This window comes from Burkholderia cepacia, assembly GCF_001718835.1.
Classification (GTDB): Bacteria; Pseudomonadota; Gammaproteobacteria; order Burkholderiales; family Burkholderiaceae; genus Burkholderia; species Burkholderia cepacia_F.
Map to the genome: position 1 here is coordinate 3088996 of NZ_CP013443.1, position 16244 is coordinate 3105239.

A 16244-nucleotide genomic window follows, 5' to 3' on the forward strand; every position below is an offset into this window, starting at 1 on the left:
GACGCTGGCGGTTGCCCGCCATGCATCGCGATGACCGGCGGCGCTCAGCCCTTCGCCGCAGCGGCCGACGCCGGTGCAGGCGCAGCCGCCTTGCCGTAGTCGACCGGCTGGTCGGCCGGACGCGGCGTCTCGCCGGCCCGCTGGATCCAGCCGCCGCCCAATGCGCGGTACAGCGTGACGAGGTTCGTCCAGCGCGCCAGACGGGCGTTGATCAGCGTCTGCTGTGCCGAGTACAGATCGGTCTGCGCGGTCAGCACCGACAGGTAGCTGTCGACGCCGTTCTTGTAGCGCAGGTCCGACAGGTCGAAACGTCGCTGCTGCGCGTGCTCGTTGCGCTCGAGCGCCGCGATCTGCTGATCGTACGTGCCGCGTGCGGCCAGACCGTCCGCCACTTCGCGGAATGCCGACTGGATCGCCTTCTCGTAGTTCGCGATCTCGATGCGTTTCTGCACGTTCGCGAGGTTCAGGTTCGCGATGTTCTGCCCGCCCTCGAAGATCGGCATCGTGATCTGCGGCGCGAACGACCACGCCGCCGTGCCGGCCTTGAACAGGCCGCCCAGCGTCGGGCTGCCGGTGCCGAACGCGCCCGTCAGCGAGATGCGCGGGAAGAACGCCGCGCGTGCCGCGCCGATGTTCGCATTCGCGGCCAGCAGCGCCTGCTCGGCCTGCATCACGTCCGGACGACGCGTCAGCAGATCCGACGGCAACCCGGCCGGCACGTCCGTCAGCAGGTTCTGCGCGTCGAGCGGCATGCCTGCCGGCAGGTCGTCCGGCAGCGGCTCGCCGATCAGTAGCACCAGCGCGTTCACCGCCTGCGCGCGGGCGCGCGCCTGCGCCTGCTGGTTCGACAGCGCCTGCTCGACCACCGTCTGCGCCTGGCGCAGCTCGAGTTCGGAGCCCGTGCCGTTGTCGAACTGCAGCTTCGTCAGGTCGTATTGCGCCTGAGCGGACTTCAGCGTGTTCTCCGTGACTTTCAGCAGGTCGTCGGTCGACAACAGCGTCAGGTACTGGTCCGCGACCTGCGCGACCAGCGCGATCTCCGACGCCTTGCGGGCCTGCGCGGTCGCGAGGTATTTCGCGAGCGCCTGGTCCTTCAGGCTCTGCACGCGGCCGAACAGATCGAGCTCCCACGACGCGGACAGCCCGACGTTGTAGGTCGTCGTGATGTTGCGCCCCGGGATCGCCGTCAGCGCGTTCGGCAGCCGCTGGCGATTGCCGGTGCCCACCGCGTCGAGCGTCGGGAACAGCTCCGCGCGCGTGATCTGGTACTGCGCGCGCGCCGCCTCGATGTTCAGCACCGACACGCGCAGGTCGCGGTTGTTTTTCAGCGCGATCTCGATCAGCCGCTGCAGGCGCGGATCGACGAAGAATTCGCGCCAGCCGATGGCGGTCGCCGCCTGGCCGTTCGCGCTGCGCGCGCCGGCCGCACCCGGCTGCGTCGCGTAGACGCCGCCGGCCGGGTACGCCTGCGCGACGGGCGCGTCGGGCCGCTTGTAATGCGGCGCCATCGTGCAGCCCGTGGCAAAGAGCGCGACCGCGATTGCAGTCAAAGCGTGTTTTTGCATCATCACTGCCCCTTCTTCTCGTCGTCGCCGTGGTCGCCCTTCTCCGCCTGGTGCATGTGATCCTGCGCGAGACGCAGCGCCTCGTCGACGTCTTCCTTCTCGCCGCTGAAGATCGCACGGATCTTCACGAAGAACATCGGGATCATGAAGATCGCGAGGAACGTCGCCGTGATCATCCCGCCGATCACGCCCGTGCCGATCGCGTGCTGGCTGGCCGAACCCGCGCCGTTGCTGATCGCGAGCGGCAAAACGCCGAGAATGAACGCGAGCGACGTCATCAGGATCGGACGCAGCCGCAGGCGCGCCGCTTCCAGCGCGGCCTCGATCGGCCCCATCTTCTCCGTCTGCTGCAGTTCGCGCGCGAACTCGACGATCAGGATCGCGTTCTTCGCGGACAAGCCCACGGTAGTCAGCAGGCCGACCTGGAAGAACACGTCGTTTTCCAGACCACGCATCGTCGCCGCAAGCAGTGCCCCGATCACGCCGAGCGGCACCACCATGATCACCGAGAACGGGATCGACCAGCTTTCATACAGTGCCGCCAGACACAGGAACACGACGAGGATCGAGATCGCGTACAGGATCGGCGCCTGCGAGCCGGACTGGATTTCCTGGAACGACAGGCCCGTCCACGAGTAGCCGATACCTTCCGGCAGCTTGCTCGCGAGCGCTTCCATCGCGGCCATCGCCTGGCCGGTCGACTTGCCCTCCGCTGCCTGCCCCTGGATCTCGATCGACGATACGCCGTTATAGCGTTCCAGCTTCGGCGACCCGTAGCTCCAGTGGCCGGTCGAGAACGCGCTGAACGGCACCATGCCACCGGCACTGTTGCGCACGTACCAGATGTTCAGGTCTTCCGGCGTCATCCGGAACGGCGCGTCCGCCTGCACGTACACCTTCTTGATCCGGCCGTCGGTATCCAGGAAGTTGTTCACGTACTGCGACGCCCATGCGATCGAGAACGTCTGGTCGATCGCCGCAGCCGTCACGCCGAGCGCGTTCGCCTTCTCGCGGTCGATGTCGACCTTGTACTGCGGCGTATCGTTCAGGCCGTTCGGGCGCACGCCCTGCAGCGTCGGATCCTTCGAGGCCATCCCGAGCAGCTGGTTACGCGCGGCCATCAGCGCATCGTGGCCGAGACCGGCATTGTCCGTCAGCTCGAAGTCGAAGCCGGCGGCCGTACCGAGTTCGGGAATCGACGGCGGGTTGAACGGGATCACCATCGCGTCCTTGTACTGCGAGTAGCGCCCGAACATCCGGCCGATCAGCGCCTGCACCTTCTGGTTCGCATGCTGGCGCTGCGAGTAGTCCTTCAGGCGCACGAACACGAGACCGGAGTTCTGGCCGCGGCCCGCGAAGCTGAAGCCGTTGACCGTGAACGCCGATTCGACGATTTCCTTCTCGTCCTTCAGCAGGTAGTCGGAAATGTTCGCGAGCGTCTTCGCGGTCGTTTCCTGCGTCGAACCCGACGGCGTCTGCACGATCACGAACATCAGGCCCTGGTCTTCATCGGGCAGGAACGACTTCGGCAGGCGCACGAACAGCAGCCCGACCGCGACGATCACGACCAGATAGATGATGAGCCAGCGACCCGAACGCTTGATCACGTGGTGCACGCCGACGTGGTACTTGTCGCGGCTGTTGTTGAACGTGCGGTTGAACCAGCCGAAGAAGCCCTTCTTCTCTTCGTGATGCCCTTGCGGGATCGGCTTGAGGATCGTCGCGCACAGTGCCGGCGTCAGGATCAACGCGACGAGCACCGACAGCACCATCGCCGACACGATCGTCAGCGAGAACTGGCGATAGATTGCGCCGACCGAGCCGCCCGAGAACGCCACCGGCACGAACACCGCCGACAGCACCAGCGCCACGCCGACCAGTGCGCCGGTGATCTGGCCCATCGCCTTGCGGGTCGCCTCCTTCGGTGACAACCCCTCCTCCGCCATCACGCGCTCGACGTTCTCCACCACCACGATCGCATCGTCGACCAGCAGGCCGATCGCGAGCACGAGGCCGAACATCGACAGCGTGTTGATCGAGAAGCCCACCATCGACATGATCGCGAACGTGCCGAGCAGCACGACCGGCACCGCGATCGTCGGGATGATCGTCGCCCGCAGGTTCTGCAGGAACAGATACATCACGAGGAACACGAGCACGATGCCTTCGAGCAGCGTCTTGACCACTTCCTCGATCGACAGCTTCACGAACGGCGTCGTGTCGTACGGATACGACACCGACAGGCCATGCGGGAAGTACTTCGACAGCGTGTCCACCTGCTGGCGCACGGCCTTCGCGGTCGCGAGCGCGTTCGCGTTGGTCGCGAGCTGGATACCGAGTGCCGCGGTCGGCTGACCGTTGTACTTCGTGTCGAAGTTGTAGTTTTCGCCGCCGAGGCCGATCTGCCCGACGTCCTTCAGGCGAACCTGCGAGCCGTCCTGGTTGACCTTCAGCAGGATGTTGCCGAACTGCTCGGGCGTCTGCAGCAGCGTCGATTCGGTGATCGTCGCCTGCAGCATCGTGCCCGGCGTGGCCGGCGTGCCGCCGATCTGGCCGCCCGCGATCTGCACGTTCTGCGCGGTGATCGCGGAGCTGACGTCGACCGGCGTGAGGCCGTAGTTGGTGAGACGGTTCGGGTCGAGCCAGATCCGCATCGCGTACTGCGAGCCGAACAGCGTGACGGTACCGACGCCGTTCAACCGGCTGATCGGATCCTTCACGTGCGACGCCACGAAGTTCGCGAGGTCGTACTTGTTCATGCTGCCGTCTTCGGAGTTGAAGGCGAGCACCAGCAGGAAGCTGCTGCTCGACTTCGTCACCGAAAGGCCGAGCTGCTGCACGACCTGCGGCAGGATCGGCGTCGCGAGCGACAGCTTGTTCTGCACCTGGACCTGCGCGATGTCGGCGTTGGTGCCCGGCGCGAAGGTCAGCGTGATCGTCGCGTTGCCCGAGTCGTCACTGGTCGACGACATGTACAGGAAGTTGTCGAGACCGCTCATCTGCTGCTCGATCACCTGCGTCACCGTGTCTTCCACCGTCTTCGCGGAAGCGCCCGGGTAGTTCGCGGTGATCTGGATCGATGGCGGCGCGATCGTCGGATACTGCGAGATCGGCAGCGTGAAGATCGCCGCAACCCCGGCCAGCATCAGGATGATGGCGATCACCCACGCGAAGATCGGGCGATCGATAAAAAACTTTGCCATGAAACAGGCTCCCTGTTATTGCGCGCTCGAAGCAGCGGCAGCACTCGCCGGCGCAGCGCCCGACGCTGCAGCCGACGAGGCGGCAGGCGACGCCGCGGCGGGCGACGAACCCGACGACGGCGCGGCGGCCGGCGCTGCAGCCCCTGCGGCGGCGCCCTGCGCCTGCGCGAGTTGGGCCGCAACCGTCTTCACGGTCGCACCCGGGCGCACCTTGTCGACGCCCTGCACGATCACGTGATCGCCCGCCTGCAGCCCCCCTTCGACGACCCAGTTCGGGCCCTGCATGCCCGTCGTCTTCAGCGGACGCGGCTCGACCTTGTTGCTGGCGTTCACCACCATCGCGATCGCCTGGCCCTTCTGGTCGTGCGTGACGCCGATCTGCGGCACCAGGAACGCGTTCTCGTTCACGCCTTCCTCGATCCGTGCGCGCACGAACATGCCCGGCAGCAGCACCTTGCCCGGGTTCGGGAAGACCGCGCGGATCGTCACCGAGCCCGTGGTCTGGTCGACCGTCACGTCCGAGAACTGCAGCTTGCCCGCCTCCGAATAGGTCTTGCCGTCTTCCAGGATCAGCGACACCTTCGCCGCGCCCGGGCCGGACGTCTTCAGGCGGCCGCTCTGCACGTCCTGGCGCAGCTTCAGCCCTTCGAGGCTCGACTGCGTGAGGTCCACATACACCGGATCGAGCTGCTGCACCGTCGACATCAGCGTCGCCTGGCTCGCCTGCACGTACGCGCCCGGCGTCACCTGCGAGATGCCGACGCGGCCGGTGATCGGCGAAACCACATCGGTATAGCCGAGGTTGATCTGCGCGGTATCGACCGCCGCCTTGCCGGCCGCGACGTCCGCCGCGGCCTGGCCTTGCGTGGCCACCGCGTTGTCGTAGTCCTGCTTGCTGACCGCGTTCGCGGCCACCAGCACCTTGTAGCGTGCGACCAGCGCGTTCTGCGTGACCAGGTTCGCCTGCGCCTTCGCGAGCGTTGCCTTGGCGCTGTTCAGCTGCGCGATGTAAGGCGCCGGGTCGATCTTGTAGAGGCGCTGACCGGCCTTGACGTCGGTGCCTTCGGTGAATTCACGGCGCAGCACGATGCCGTCGACCCGCGCGCGGACCTGCGCGACGAGGAACGCGCTGGTGCGGCCCGGCAGGTCGGTGAAGACCGGTACGGCTTGCGGCTGGACGGTGACGACGCCGACTTCCGGCGTTTGCGGCGGCGGTGCCGATTCTTTTTTCCCGCACGCGGCCAGGAAAACGGCGGCCGTCGCGACAGTGATTAAGCGGTATGGAACCCGTTCGACGCGCATGGAGCGACCTCTGTGTATAACCAATGGAATAAGTGCCGCACCCGACCGGAGCGAGCGCAACACGGATGCGCCTCACGGCGCAGATCGAACACCTGAATTACTGGACTGCTAGATACAGCAAGCGGCACGAAACCTCCGTGCCGACAGGTTGCCCCGCAACTGCGGACTGGTACTTTGGCGGGAATCAGCAGAGTGGGATATTAACTGATTGCCACTTGGGTCATTCGATCGTAGGGTGGTATTGTATATACATTCATGAATGTATGTAAAAAGACCCTGCGCCGCCGCGACCGCTGGTATTACGAAACGTTACGAGCCGCTAGGATAGCCCGTTTGCACGGGTACGGCGAGGGATGCGAACCTTATTGTTTCGCCCACCGATCGATCTCCCCCAGGCCTGCACATGGTCAGACGTACCAAGGAGGAGGCGCTCGAGACGCGCAATCGCATTCTCGACGCCGCCGAGCACGTGTTCTTCGAGAAAGGCGTGTCGCATACGTCGCTCGCGGACATCGCGCAACATGCCGGCGTGACGCGCGGCGCAATCTACTGGCATTTCGCGAACAAGAGCGAACTGTTCGACGCGATGTTCGACCGCGTGTTTCTGCCGATCGACGAACTGAAGAAGCTGCCGGCCGACGCGCCGGGCGGCAATCCGCTCGACAAGATCCGCCAGATCCTGATCTGGTGCCTGCTCGGCGTGCAGCGCGACGCGCAGTTGCGCCGCGTGTTCAGCATCCTGTTCATGAAGTGCGAATACGTCGCGGACCTGGAGCCGCTGCTGCAGCGCAACCGCGCCGGGATGAGCGAGGCGCTGCACGCGATCGACGCCGATCTCGCAGGGGCCGTGCGGCTCAAGCTGCTGCCCGAGCGGCTCGATACGTGGCGCGCGACGCTGATGCTGCACACGCTCGTCAGCGGTTTCGTGCGCGACATGCTGATGCTGCCCGACGAGATCGACGCCGAGCAGCATGCGGAAAAGCTCGTCGACGGCTGTTTCGACATGCTGCGCTACAGCCCGGCGATGCTGAAGGACGACTGACGCGCCGCGCGCGCCGGCGCACGCGGCGGCACCGTCAGGCCGCCTTCGCGCGCCGCGCGCGGGCCCGCCGGTTCGACGCGGACACCGACTCGCGCGCCGGCATCGCGCCGTCCGCCAGCCCCGCGATCCACGCATCGGTGGACATTACGGCCGCGAAATTCGACTGGAACACCACCGCGTACGCGCGGTGAATCTCCTCGGCGCTCGCCGCGCCTGCTTCGTTCTCGTACGGCAGCGCGCCCGTCGCGTCGTTCAGGTATTCGACATTCAGCCCCGCATGCGCCGCGTGATAGACCGTCGACGCATTGCAGTTGTGCGTCATGTAGCCGGCCACCGCGAGCGTGTCGATCCCGTGCGCATCGAGCCATGCGGCAAGGTCGGTTCCGGCAAACGAGCTTGCGCGCGTCTTCTCGATCAGGTGCGCGTACGGCCGGCCGGCGACGCAACCACCGGATGCAGTTCGACGCCGTCGGTGCCGGGCGCGAAGATCGGCGCGCCGGCCGGCGCCACGTGCTGGACGACGATCACGGGCACGCCGGCCGCATGCGCGGCATCGATCGCGCGGCCGATGTTCGCGAGCGACACGTCGAGCGGCGGATATTCGATCGGCAGGTTGCCCGTCACGTACTCGTTCTGGACGTCGATCACGATCAGTGCGCGGCGGCCGATGGGCTTTGAAGCGGGCTTCGACATGTTGTTCTCCTGGTTCGGACGCGCCGCCCCGCCCCGCAACGGGCGCAGTCGGCAGCGCGATGCGATGCATTGTCGAGCCGCGGCGCCGGCCCCGACAGTGGCCCGATAGCCATTCTTCGATAGAATCGGGCCATCACCCATCCGGAGCCCGCCATGCCCGCCGTCTCTTCTCCCACCGTCGTTGCCGTGATCGCGTACGACGGCATCAGCCCGTTCCACCTGTCGGTGCCGTCTGTCGTGTTCGGCAAGGAACGCGACGCGGCCGCGTCGCCCGCGTTCGAGTTCCGCGTCTGCTCGGCCGAGCGCGGCCCGCTGTCGACGACGGGCGGTTTCACGATCTCGGCCCCGCTCGGGCTCGATGCGCTCGACGACGCGGACATCGTCATCGTGCCGGCGTGGCGCGACCCGGACGAAGCGCCGCCCGACGTGCTGCTCGACGCCGTCCGCGCGGTCGCCGCGCGCGGCGCGCAGCTCGTCGGGCTGTGCCTCGGCGCGTACGTGCTCGCCGCGGCCGGCTTGCTCGACGGTCGCCCGGCCACCACGCACTGGGCATGGGCCGACGACTTCGCGCAACGCTTCCCGCGCGTGAAGCTCGACCCGGACGTGCTGTACGTGGACGACGGCAACCTGATGACGTCCGCCGGCACGGCCGCGGGGCTCGACTGCTGCCTGCACGTCGTGCGGCGGCGCTTCGGCTCGGACGCCGCGAACCAGATCGCGCGCCGCCTCGTGATCCCGCCGCACCGTCAGGGCGGGCAGGCGCAATACGTGCCGCAGCCGGTCGCCGCGCACCCGCGCGATGCGCGGCTCGCGGGCCTGCTCGACTGGGTGCGCGCGCACCTCGACGCCGCGCACAGCGTCGATTCGCTTGCCGAGCGCGTGCTGATGAGCCGGCGCACGTTCACGCGCCACTTCCGCCAGGCGACCGGCACGACCGTCACCGCGTGGCTGCAGGCCGAACGGCTGGCGCGCGCGCAGCATCTGCTGGAAACCACCGGGCAGTCGATCGACGCGATCGCGCAGGCGGCCGGCTACGGGTCGAGCGTGTCGCTGCGCCAGCATTTCGCGGGCGCGCTCGGCACGTCGCCATCGGCGTATCGAAGGGAATTTCGGGGAACGGCGGCGGACGCGCCGAGGTGACGGCCGCCGCATGCGCGGCGGCCTGCGGGACGCGGCCTGCGGGAGTTGCGCTCAGCCGTTGATCCAGCGCGCCGCGTAGAGCAGCAGCGCGACGAAGACGATCATCGCGGCCCACGCCCACACGGGCACCGGAGAGGATTCGCGTTGATGGACCGCGCTGGCCGCCCGGCCGGTCAGCGCGCCGCCGAGGTGCTGCAGCGGCGGACGTTTCGCGGTCCCCGCGAGCGACGCCGGCCGCAGGAACACGTGCTGGCGCCGCGGCGCGGCCGAGCGCGCGCGATTCGGTGCGAGACCGTGCTTCGCCTGGACGACTGCGCAGAATTCACGGAAGAAATCGTCGGTCCATTCGCGCAGCGCATTTTCGATCTGCCGCCCCGGCAGCTCGGTGAGCGGGCCGCTCGCCGTCGCCCAGACCACGTACTCGATGCGCGTGGCGTTCGCGTCGTCTCCGGCATCAGCACGAGTTCGACCTGGCCGCGCAGCGCGCCGAGCCCGTCGGCCCGCGCCTTGAAGTTCAGGGTCCGGCGCGGCCGCCCCTCCGCATCGCCCTGCTCGCTCGCGACATGCGCCCGCACGTCGTAGCGGGCGCGCAGCGGGCCGAGCGGCACCGTGATCGTCAGCGCGAACTCGCCGTCCGCAAGCTTCACGAACGATTCGCAATGATCGAAGCTCGCGCGCAGCAGCGCGAGATCCTCGAATGCCGCCCGCACGACGGGCGGCGCGAGCGGTATGCGCAATGTGTCGTTCAGTTCCATGACGCCTCCCCGATGAACGCGCGCCGCATCAGGACGTCTCGACGAGACTGTCGATCCGTGCGGCGTCGAAGGCGACGTAGCGCGCGAGCGCCGACGCCGCCTCCTTCGGTTCCTCGTAACTCCATGCGGCGTTCTCGATCACGCCGTCTTCCGTCTGCAAGTCGAAATAGATCGCTTGCCCCTTCAGCCCGCAGACGGTCGTCAGGCGCGACCGCACGAGCCGGCGCATGTTGACGTCGCGGCGCGGCAGGTAGTGGGTGTCCGGCAGGCCCGTTTCGCGCACGGTCAGCGCGCCGTGCGAATCGGCGTAGGTGATGCCGCGATGGATCACGCGCACGCGATGACGGTTCGGCACGATTTCGAGACGAGGATCGGCTGCAGCGGTCATCGATCTCCTCCTACGGACGGCCCGGCAGGCGGGCCGGGGTGCGCACCAAGAAGCACAAAAGCCACGGCACGGGTGCCGTGGCTTTCATTATGGGCGAAAGTCGCACGAATTGCGCGACTGTCGCCACCAACCGGACATTGCCGGCTCATTGCCGTCTCTCATTGCCGTCTATTTTGCGGACCAGGTGAACGCCTGCCTGGCGCTGCCCTTCGCGGTCACCGTGACGCTGCGCGTCTCGTCCTTGCCCTGGTACGACGCATGCACCGTATAGCGGCCCGGCGGCACCTTCACGAGCATGTACGGCCCGCGCGCGTCGGTCTTCAGCACCTCGTCGCCCTTGCCGTCGACGATCCGCACATGAACGTCGGCCAGGAACTCGCCGCCCTTGCCGGTAAAGCGCAGTGCCAGCGGCCATTGCGCCTCGTTGCGCTGGAACGCCGTCGATTCGTCCTGCCCGACGCCGCCGGACACGAAGGTGACGTCGCCCTGCTGGCGCGCGGCGGGCAAGCCGTCCGACTGCGCGTACGCGCCGGCCGCGAGGCCGGCGGCCAGCGCCGCGGCGACGGCAAATCGGGACACGTTGCGTAGATATTGCATGGCTCTCTCCTCTGGATCGGAACGGAGGCCCGTTCGCGCCGCCGGCGGCGGGCCGGCGGCGCGTGCCGGTCAGCTCAGGTCGACCGGCACGAAGATCTGTGCATTATCGCGCTGGATCAGCAGAGCAAGACTGTTGCCCGCGCCCTTGACCGCGTCGCGCAACTGCTCGGGGCTCGTGACCGGGCGGCCGTTGACCGCGAGGATCACGTCACCGGGCTGGATGCCCGCGTTGGCGGCCGGCCCGCCGGCCTGCTGCACGATCAGGCCGTGCGACAGCTGCGTCGCGCTGCGCTCCTGCGGCGACAGCGGACGCACCGCGACGCCCAGGCGCCCCTGCTCGACCGGTCCGCCGTCGTTCGACGCGAGCTTCGCATCGGCCATCGCGCCGAGCGTCACGCTGATCGACTTCTTCGACTTGTCGCGCCAGATCTGCAGGTCGGCCTTCGAACCCGGCTTCAGGTTCGCGATCTGCGCGGGCAGCGACGTCGAATCGGCAACCGGCGCGCCGTTGACCGACAGGATCACGTCACCCGGCTGCAGGCCGGCCTTCGCGGCCGGGCCGTTCGGATCGACCGAACTGACGAGCGCGCCGTCCGGCTTCTGCAGTCCGAACGAGCTCGCGAGCGTCTGGTTCAGCCCCTGCACGGCGACGCCGAGACGGCCGCGGCTTACATGGCCCGTCTTCACGAGTTCGTCCTTCACCTTGATCGCCTCGTTGATCGGGATCGCGAACGACAGGCCCTGGAAGCCGCCCGTCTGCGAATAGATCATCGAGTTGATGCCGATCACCTCGCCCTGCAGGTTGAACAGCGGGCCGCCCGAGTTGCCGGGGTTCACCGGCACGTCGGTCTGGATGAACGGCGTGTAGTTCTCGTCCGGCAGCGCGCGCGACTTCGCGCTGATGATGCCCGACGTGACCGTGTTGTCGAAGCCGTACGGCGAGCCGATCGCGACGACCCACTGGCCGACCTTGCTCTGCGCCGGATCGCCGATCTTCACGGTCGGCAGGCCGCTCGCATCGATCTTCAGCACCGCGACGTCGGACTGCTTGTCCGAGCCGACGACCTTCGCCTTGTATTCGCGCTTGTCGGTCAGCTTGACCGTGACGACGTTCGCGCCGTCGATCACGTGCGCATTGGTGAGGATGTACCCGTCGGAGCTGATGACGAACCCGGAACCGAGGCTCGCGCTCGGCTGGTCGTCCGGTTGCGCGTCGCCGCCCATGCCCGGCACCTGGCCATAGAAGTGCTTGAAGAACTGGTAGAACGGATCGCTCGGATCAATCGGCAGCTGCGGCTGCGGCACACGCCGCGACACCTGCTTCACGACATGCTTCGCGCTGATGTTCACCACCGCCGGGCCGTAAGTCTCGACGAGCCCGGAGAAATCGGGAATGCCGGTCTTGGCGGCCGCTTCGGCCGGCATCAGCGCGGCAGCCTGCGCGGGCGTGATGATCTGCGGATCGGCGCGGCGGGTGCCGGCGACATAACCGGCGGACAGGGCGGCCGCCACGGCGACCGCGACGGCGCCGCGCGCAAGGAATCGGGTGTTCATCGTAGGACCTCCTCTTGTTAGGACGCAGCGTAACGACCCTGACTTAAAGGAGGCTTAATCAGCCTTAAGCGGGGCTTAAGCGGCTGCCGGCGCCCGTCCGGCGGCACACGTCACGCGGATTCGGAAGGCTGCGGCGCCTCGGCCGGCATCTCGGCGTCGCGGAACACGACGCTGACGAGCAGGCCGCCCGCGGCCGCGTCGCCGAGCGACACCGTCGCGCCCTGCTGTGCCGCCACGCGCTTGACGATCGCGAGCCCGAGCCCGCTGCCCGACACATCGGTGCGCGCCCGTGCGGAGCTGTCGCGGTAGAAACGGTCGAACACGCGCTCGCGCTCGTCGGCCGGGATGCCGGGCCCGCTGTCGCCGATCTGCACGCACGCGCGGCCGGCCGCGTCGCGGGTGAGCGACACGTCGATGCGGCCGCCGTCCGGCGTGTACTTCACCGCGTTGTCGAGCAGGTTGCCGAACATCACGCGCAGCGCGCCGACGTCCGCGACGACGCTCGCCGCGTGCGTCTCCTCGAAGCCGAGATCGATGTCGCGCCGCTGCGCGAGCGGCGCAAGCGCGGCCACGCATTCGGCGAGCAGCGCCTGCAGGTCGACCGGTTCGCGCATCGTCCCGCCGTCCGGTTCCGAGCGGGCGAGCGCGAGCAGTTGCTCCGTGAGACGCGTCGCGCGCGACACGCCATCCTGGAGATCCGCGACCGCCTCGCGGCGCGATGCGTCGTCCTTCGCGCGGGCGACGAGTTGCGCCTGGATCTGCACGGCCGCGAGCGGCGTGCGCAGTTCGTGCGCGGCGTCGGCGACGAACGCCTTCTGCGTGTCGAGCGCCGCCGACAGCCGCGCGAGCAGCCCGTTCAGCGCCCGCACGAGCGGCTGCACCTCGAGCGGCAGGCGCGCATCGGGCAGCGGATCGAGCGCTTCCGGCCGGCGCGCCTCGACTGCGCGCGTCACACGGCCGAGCGGCGCGAGCCCGCGCCCGACGATCACCCACACGGCCGCGCCGAGGAACGGCAGCAGCACGATCAGCGGCCACAGCGTGCGCAGCGCGACGTTCGCCGCGAGCCGGTTGCGCACCGACAGCGGCTGCGCGAGCTGCACGACGTTGTCGCCGACGATCGCCCCGTACACGCGCCATTCGCCGCGATCGGTGCGCTCGGTCGAGAAACCGAGCTCCGCGCGCGGCGCGATCGGCGCACGCGGATGCGAGAAGTACATCAGCACGCCGTTGCGGTTCCAGATCTGGATCACGATGCCTTCGTCGCCGTTGGTACGCGAGCCGAACACCTGCGAGAACGGCTCCGACGGCAGCGCCGCGGCAATTTCCTGCAACTGGTAGTCGAACAGTTCGTTCGCCTCGGCGAGCGCCTGCCGGTAGATCAGCCAGCCCGCGATGCCCACGCCCGCGACGACGATCGCGAGCAGCCAGATCAGCAGTTGATGACGAATCGACCTCACGCGTCAGCTTTCCTTCACGACCATGTAGCCGAGCCCGCGCACGTTGCGGATCAGGTCGGAGCCGAGCTTCTTGCGCAGCGCGTGAATGTAGACCTCGACCGTGTTGCTGCCGATCTCCTCGCCCCAGCCGTACATCTTCTCCTCGAGCTGGCTCTTCGACAGCACCGCGCCGGGCCGCGCGAGCAGCGCCTCGAGCAGCGCGAACTCGCGCGCGGACAGCGCGACGGGCGCGCCGTCGAGCGTCACCTGGTGCGACGCGGGATCGAGCGTCAGCGCGCCGTGGCGGATCAGCGATTCGCTGCGCCCCGCCTGGCGGCGGATCAGCGCGCGCATTCGCGCGCCGAGCTCGTCGAGGTCGAACGGCTTGACGAGGTAGTCGTCGGCGCCCGCGTCGAGGCCCTTCACGCGATCGGCCACCGCGTCGCGCGCGGTGACGATCAGCACCGGCAGCGCCAGCCCGCGCGCGCGCAGCGTGCGCAGCACGTCGATGCCGTCGCGCTTCGGCAGCCCGAGATCGAGCAGCAGCAGATCGTACGTCTCGCCGCCGAGCGCCGTGAGCGCGGCGTCGCCGTCCTGCACCCAGTCGACCGCAAAGCCGTCCGAGCGCAACGCCTTGCGCACGCCTTCGGCAATCATTCGATCATCTTCGACAAGCAGAATCCGCATCTGGGTCGGCATCCGTGGGACGAGTGAATCATGCCGAGCATTGTAGCGCCGCGGATTGCGTGCGCGGCATCGTGCACCACACCCCGGCGGTTTCATCGGATCCGACCCAACTTGTCTCTACAATGTGCGCTTTGGCGCCGCGCGCGCCTCGCTCACGCACCCGCTTTCCCGTATTCGTCCATGCCGATTTCCGTCCTCGCCGCCCGGTTCGCCCCCCGCGCCCGCGTCTGCCTGCGGGCGGCCGCCATCGTCGCCACCTGCACGGCCCTCGCCTTCGCGCCTGCCGCGCAGGCCCGCAAGAAGCCGCACAAGCCGCCCGTCGTGTCCGCCGCCGCGCGCGCGGCCGGCCTGCCGGCGTCGGTGCTCGTCGCGCTGCAGCGCGCGAAGGTGCCGGCGTCGGCGATGAGCGTCGTCGTCGAGCGCGTCGGCGATCCTGAACCGCTGATCGCGTGGAATGCGAGCCGGCCGATGCTGCCCGCCTCGACGATGAAGCTCGTGACGACCTTCTCCGGCCTGTCGATCCTCGGCCCCGACTACCGCTGGCGCACGACCGCCTACACGGACGGCACGGTCGACCCCGACGGCACGCTGCAGGGCAACCTGTACATCAAGGGCACCGGCGATCCGAAGCTCGTGCCCGAAGAGCTGATCGACCTCGTCGACAAACTCCGCAAGGCCGGCGTCAAGCGCGTGGCCGGCGGCCTCGTGCTCGACAAGAGCTACTTCGCGGCGTCGACGCGCGATCTCCCTTCGTTCGACGACGATGCGAGCGCGCCGTACAACGTCGGCCCCGATCCGCTGCTGTACGCGTTCAAGGCCGTGTCGTTCACCGTCACGCCGGGCGACGACGGCAAGGTGGCCGTCGACGTGCTGCCGCCGCTCGCGGACCTGTCGATCGACAACCAGCTGGTCGAAGGCTCGGGCTCGTGCAGCGCGGCCGCCGCGGCCGCGCGGCCGACGCTGACGGCCGGCAGCGGGATCATGACCGCTTCGTTCGCCGGCGACTACCCGCTGCGCTGCGGCGCGCACACGACCAACCTCGCGATCCTCGATCACACGACGTTCTTCGCCCGCGGCTTCCTCGCGCTGTGGCAGCAGGACGGCGGTACGATCGCGGGGCCCGTGAGCGAAGGCAGGGTGCCGACCACCGCGCGGCCGCTCGCCGTGCATCACAGCCCGGTGCTCGGCAGCATCGTCTACGACATCAACAAGTTCAGCAACAACGTGATGGCGCGCAACCTGTTCCTGACGATCGGCGCGGTCGGCGGCAAGCCGCCCGCGACGCCCGAACAGTCGAGCCGCGTGATCCAGGCGTTCCTGCAGAAGAGCGGCATCGCGATGCCCGACCTCGTGCTCGAAAACGGCTCGGGCCTGTCGCGCGAAGAGCATGTGAGCGCGCTGTCGCTCGCCGCGCTGCTGCAGGCCGCGAACGCGAGCCCCGTCGCGCAGGCCTTCATCGATTCGCTGCCGATCGCGGGCATCGACGGCACGATGAAGAATCGCCTCACCAACGCCGGCGTGCTCGGCAACGCGCACATCAAGACCGGCACGCTGCGCGACGTGCGCGCGATCGCCGGCTACGTTGCCGGCGCCGACGGCCAGAGCTACATCGTCGTCAGTTTCATCAACAACGATCACGCGGAAGCCGCGCGCGCCGCGCACGACACGCTGCTCGAATGGATCTACGCCGGCGCGCGCTGACGGCCGCGCCGGCAAAACGGGGCCGCACCGCGCAGCCCCGCACGGCGCGGCTTCCGTAGAAACCCTGTCCTCAGAGGGAACCCTCTACGCTGCCCCCTCGCCTAGCGCGTGGCGATTGCGTAGGCTGTCGCCTGATCCATATTCACAATCGGGCGACTGCCCGGCCACGAGGCTTGCAGGG

Annotated in this window: 11 protein-coding genes and 2 pseudogenes; 3 read left to right on the forward strand and 10 right to left on the reverse strand. The window is 68.3% G+C overall.

The features are described 5' to 3' along the window. Positions 1 to 44: 44 nt before the first annotated feature. The 3 genes from WT26_RS17460 to WT26_RS17470 are packed head-to-tail and all read right to left on the reverse strand — an operon-like array spanning position 45 to position 6070. Positions 45 to 1568, reverse strand: a complete 1524-nt coding sequence (locus tag WT26_RS17460) for an efflux transporter outer membrane subunit (RefSeq protein ID WP_069273379.1) — start codon at positions 1566 to 1568, stop codon at positions 45 to 47. Then, a complete protein-coding gene (locus WT26_RS17465; protein WP_069273380.1) occupies positions 1568 to 4768 on the reverse strand; it encodes an efflux RND transporter permease subunit in 3201 nt (1066 codons plus the stop codon). The genes WT26_RS17460 and WT26_RS17465 overlap by 1 nt, the downstream gene beginning before the upstream one ends. A 15-nt stretch (positions 4769 to 4783) precedes the next feature. Beyond that, positions 4784 to 6070 (reverse strand): efflux RND transporter periplasmic adaptor subunit, encoded by a 1287-nt coding sequence (locus WT26_RS17470; RefSeq protein ID WP_069273381.1) that lies wholly within the window; start codon positions 6068 to 6070, stop codon positions 4784 to 4786. Between the two features lie 403 nt (positions 6071 to 6473). Here WT26_RS17470 and WT26_RS17475 point away from each other — a divergent pair, with 403 nt between their 5' ends. Beyond that, positions 6474 to 7112 carry a TetR family transcriptional regulator gene (locus WT26_RS17475; RefSeq protein ID WP_069273382.1) on the forward strand — a complete coding sequence of 213 codons (639 nt, stop codon included), beginning with the start codon at positions 6474 to 6476 and terminating at the stop codon, positions 7110 to 7112. A 34-nt stretch (positions 7113 to 7146) separates the two neighbouring features. On the opposite strand, the pseudogene WT26_RS17480 reads toward WT26_RS17475, so the two are convergent. Next, positions 7147 to 7875 (reverse strand): annotated as a pseudogene (locus tag WT26_RS17480) (cysteine hydrolase family protein). Positions 7876 to 7958: 83 nt separating this feature from the next. Between WT26_RS17480 and WT26_RS17485 the strand changes: the two are divergent. Then, positions 7959 to 8945, forward strand: coding sequence for a helix-turn-helix domain-containing protein (locus WT26_RS17485; protein ID WP_069273383.1), 987 nt, complete (start codon positions 7959 to 7961; stop codon positions 8943 to 8945). Between the two features lie 51 nt (positions 8946 to 8996). Here the strand turns inward: WT26_RS17485 and WT26_RS17490 are convergent. From WT26_RS17490 to WT26_RS17515, 6 genes and pseudogenes are all read right to left on the reverse strand, one after another. Then, positions 8997 to 9700 (reverse strand): annotated as a pseudogene (locus tag WT26_RS17490) (CoxG family protein). Between the two features lie 28 nt (positions 9701 to 9728). Further along, positions 9729 to 10088 carry a DUF427 domain-containing protein gene (locus tag WT26_RS17495; RefSeq protein ID WP_069273384.1) on the reverse strand — a complete coding sequence of 120 codons (360 nt, stop codon included), beginning with the start codon at positions 10086 to 10088 and terminating at the stop codon, positions 9729 to 9731. A 168-nt stretch (positions 10089 to 10256) separates the two neighbouring features. Continuing rightward, entirely contained in the window at positions 10257 to 10685 is a 429-nt protein-coding gene (locus WT26_RS17500) for a carboxypeptidase-like regulatory domain-containing protein (RefSeq protein ID WP_069273385.1), read from the reverse strand. 69 nt (positions 10686 to 10754) lie between these two features. Continuing rightward, positions 10755 to 12239, reverse strand: coding sequence for a DegQ family serine endoprotease (locus tag WT26_RS17505; protein WP_069273386.1), 1485 nt, complete (start codon positions 12237 to 12239; stop codon positions 10755 to 10757). A gap of 110 nt (positions 12240 to 12349) precedes the next feature. After that, positions 12350 to 13696, reverse strand: a complete 1347-nt coding sequence (locus tag WT26_RS17510) for an ATP-binding protein (protein WP_069273387.1) — start codon at positions 13694 to 13696, stop codon at positions 12350 to 12352. Positions 13697 to 13699: 3 nt separating this feature from the next. After that, entirely contained in the window at positions 13700 to 14362 is a 663-nt protein-coding gene (locus WT26_RS17515; RefSeq protein ID WP_021164091.1) for a response regulator, read from the reverse strand. Between the two features lie 180 nt (positions 14363 to 14542). Here WT26_RS17515 and dacB point away from each other — a divergent pair, with 180 nt between their 5' ends. Continuing rightward, positions 14543 to 16063 carry a D-alanyl-D-alanine carboxypeptidase/D-alanyl-D-alanine-endopeptidase gene (dacB, locus tag WT26_RS17520; RefSeq protein ID WP_069273388.1) on the forward strand — a complete coding sequence of 507 codons (1521 nt, stop codon included), beginning with the start codon at positions 14543 to 14545 and terminating at the stop codon, positions 16061 to 16063. Positions 16064 to 16244: the final 181 nt, after the last annotated feature.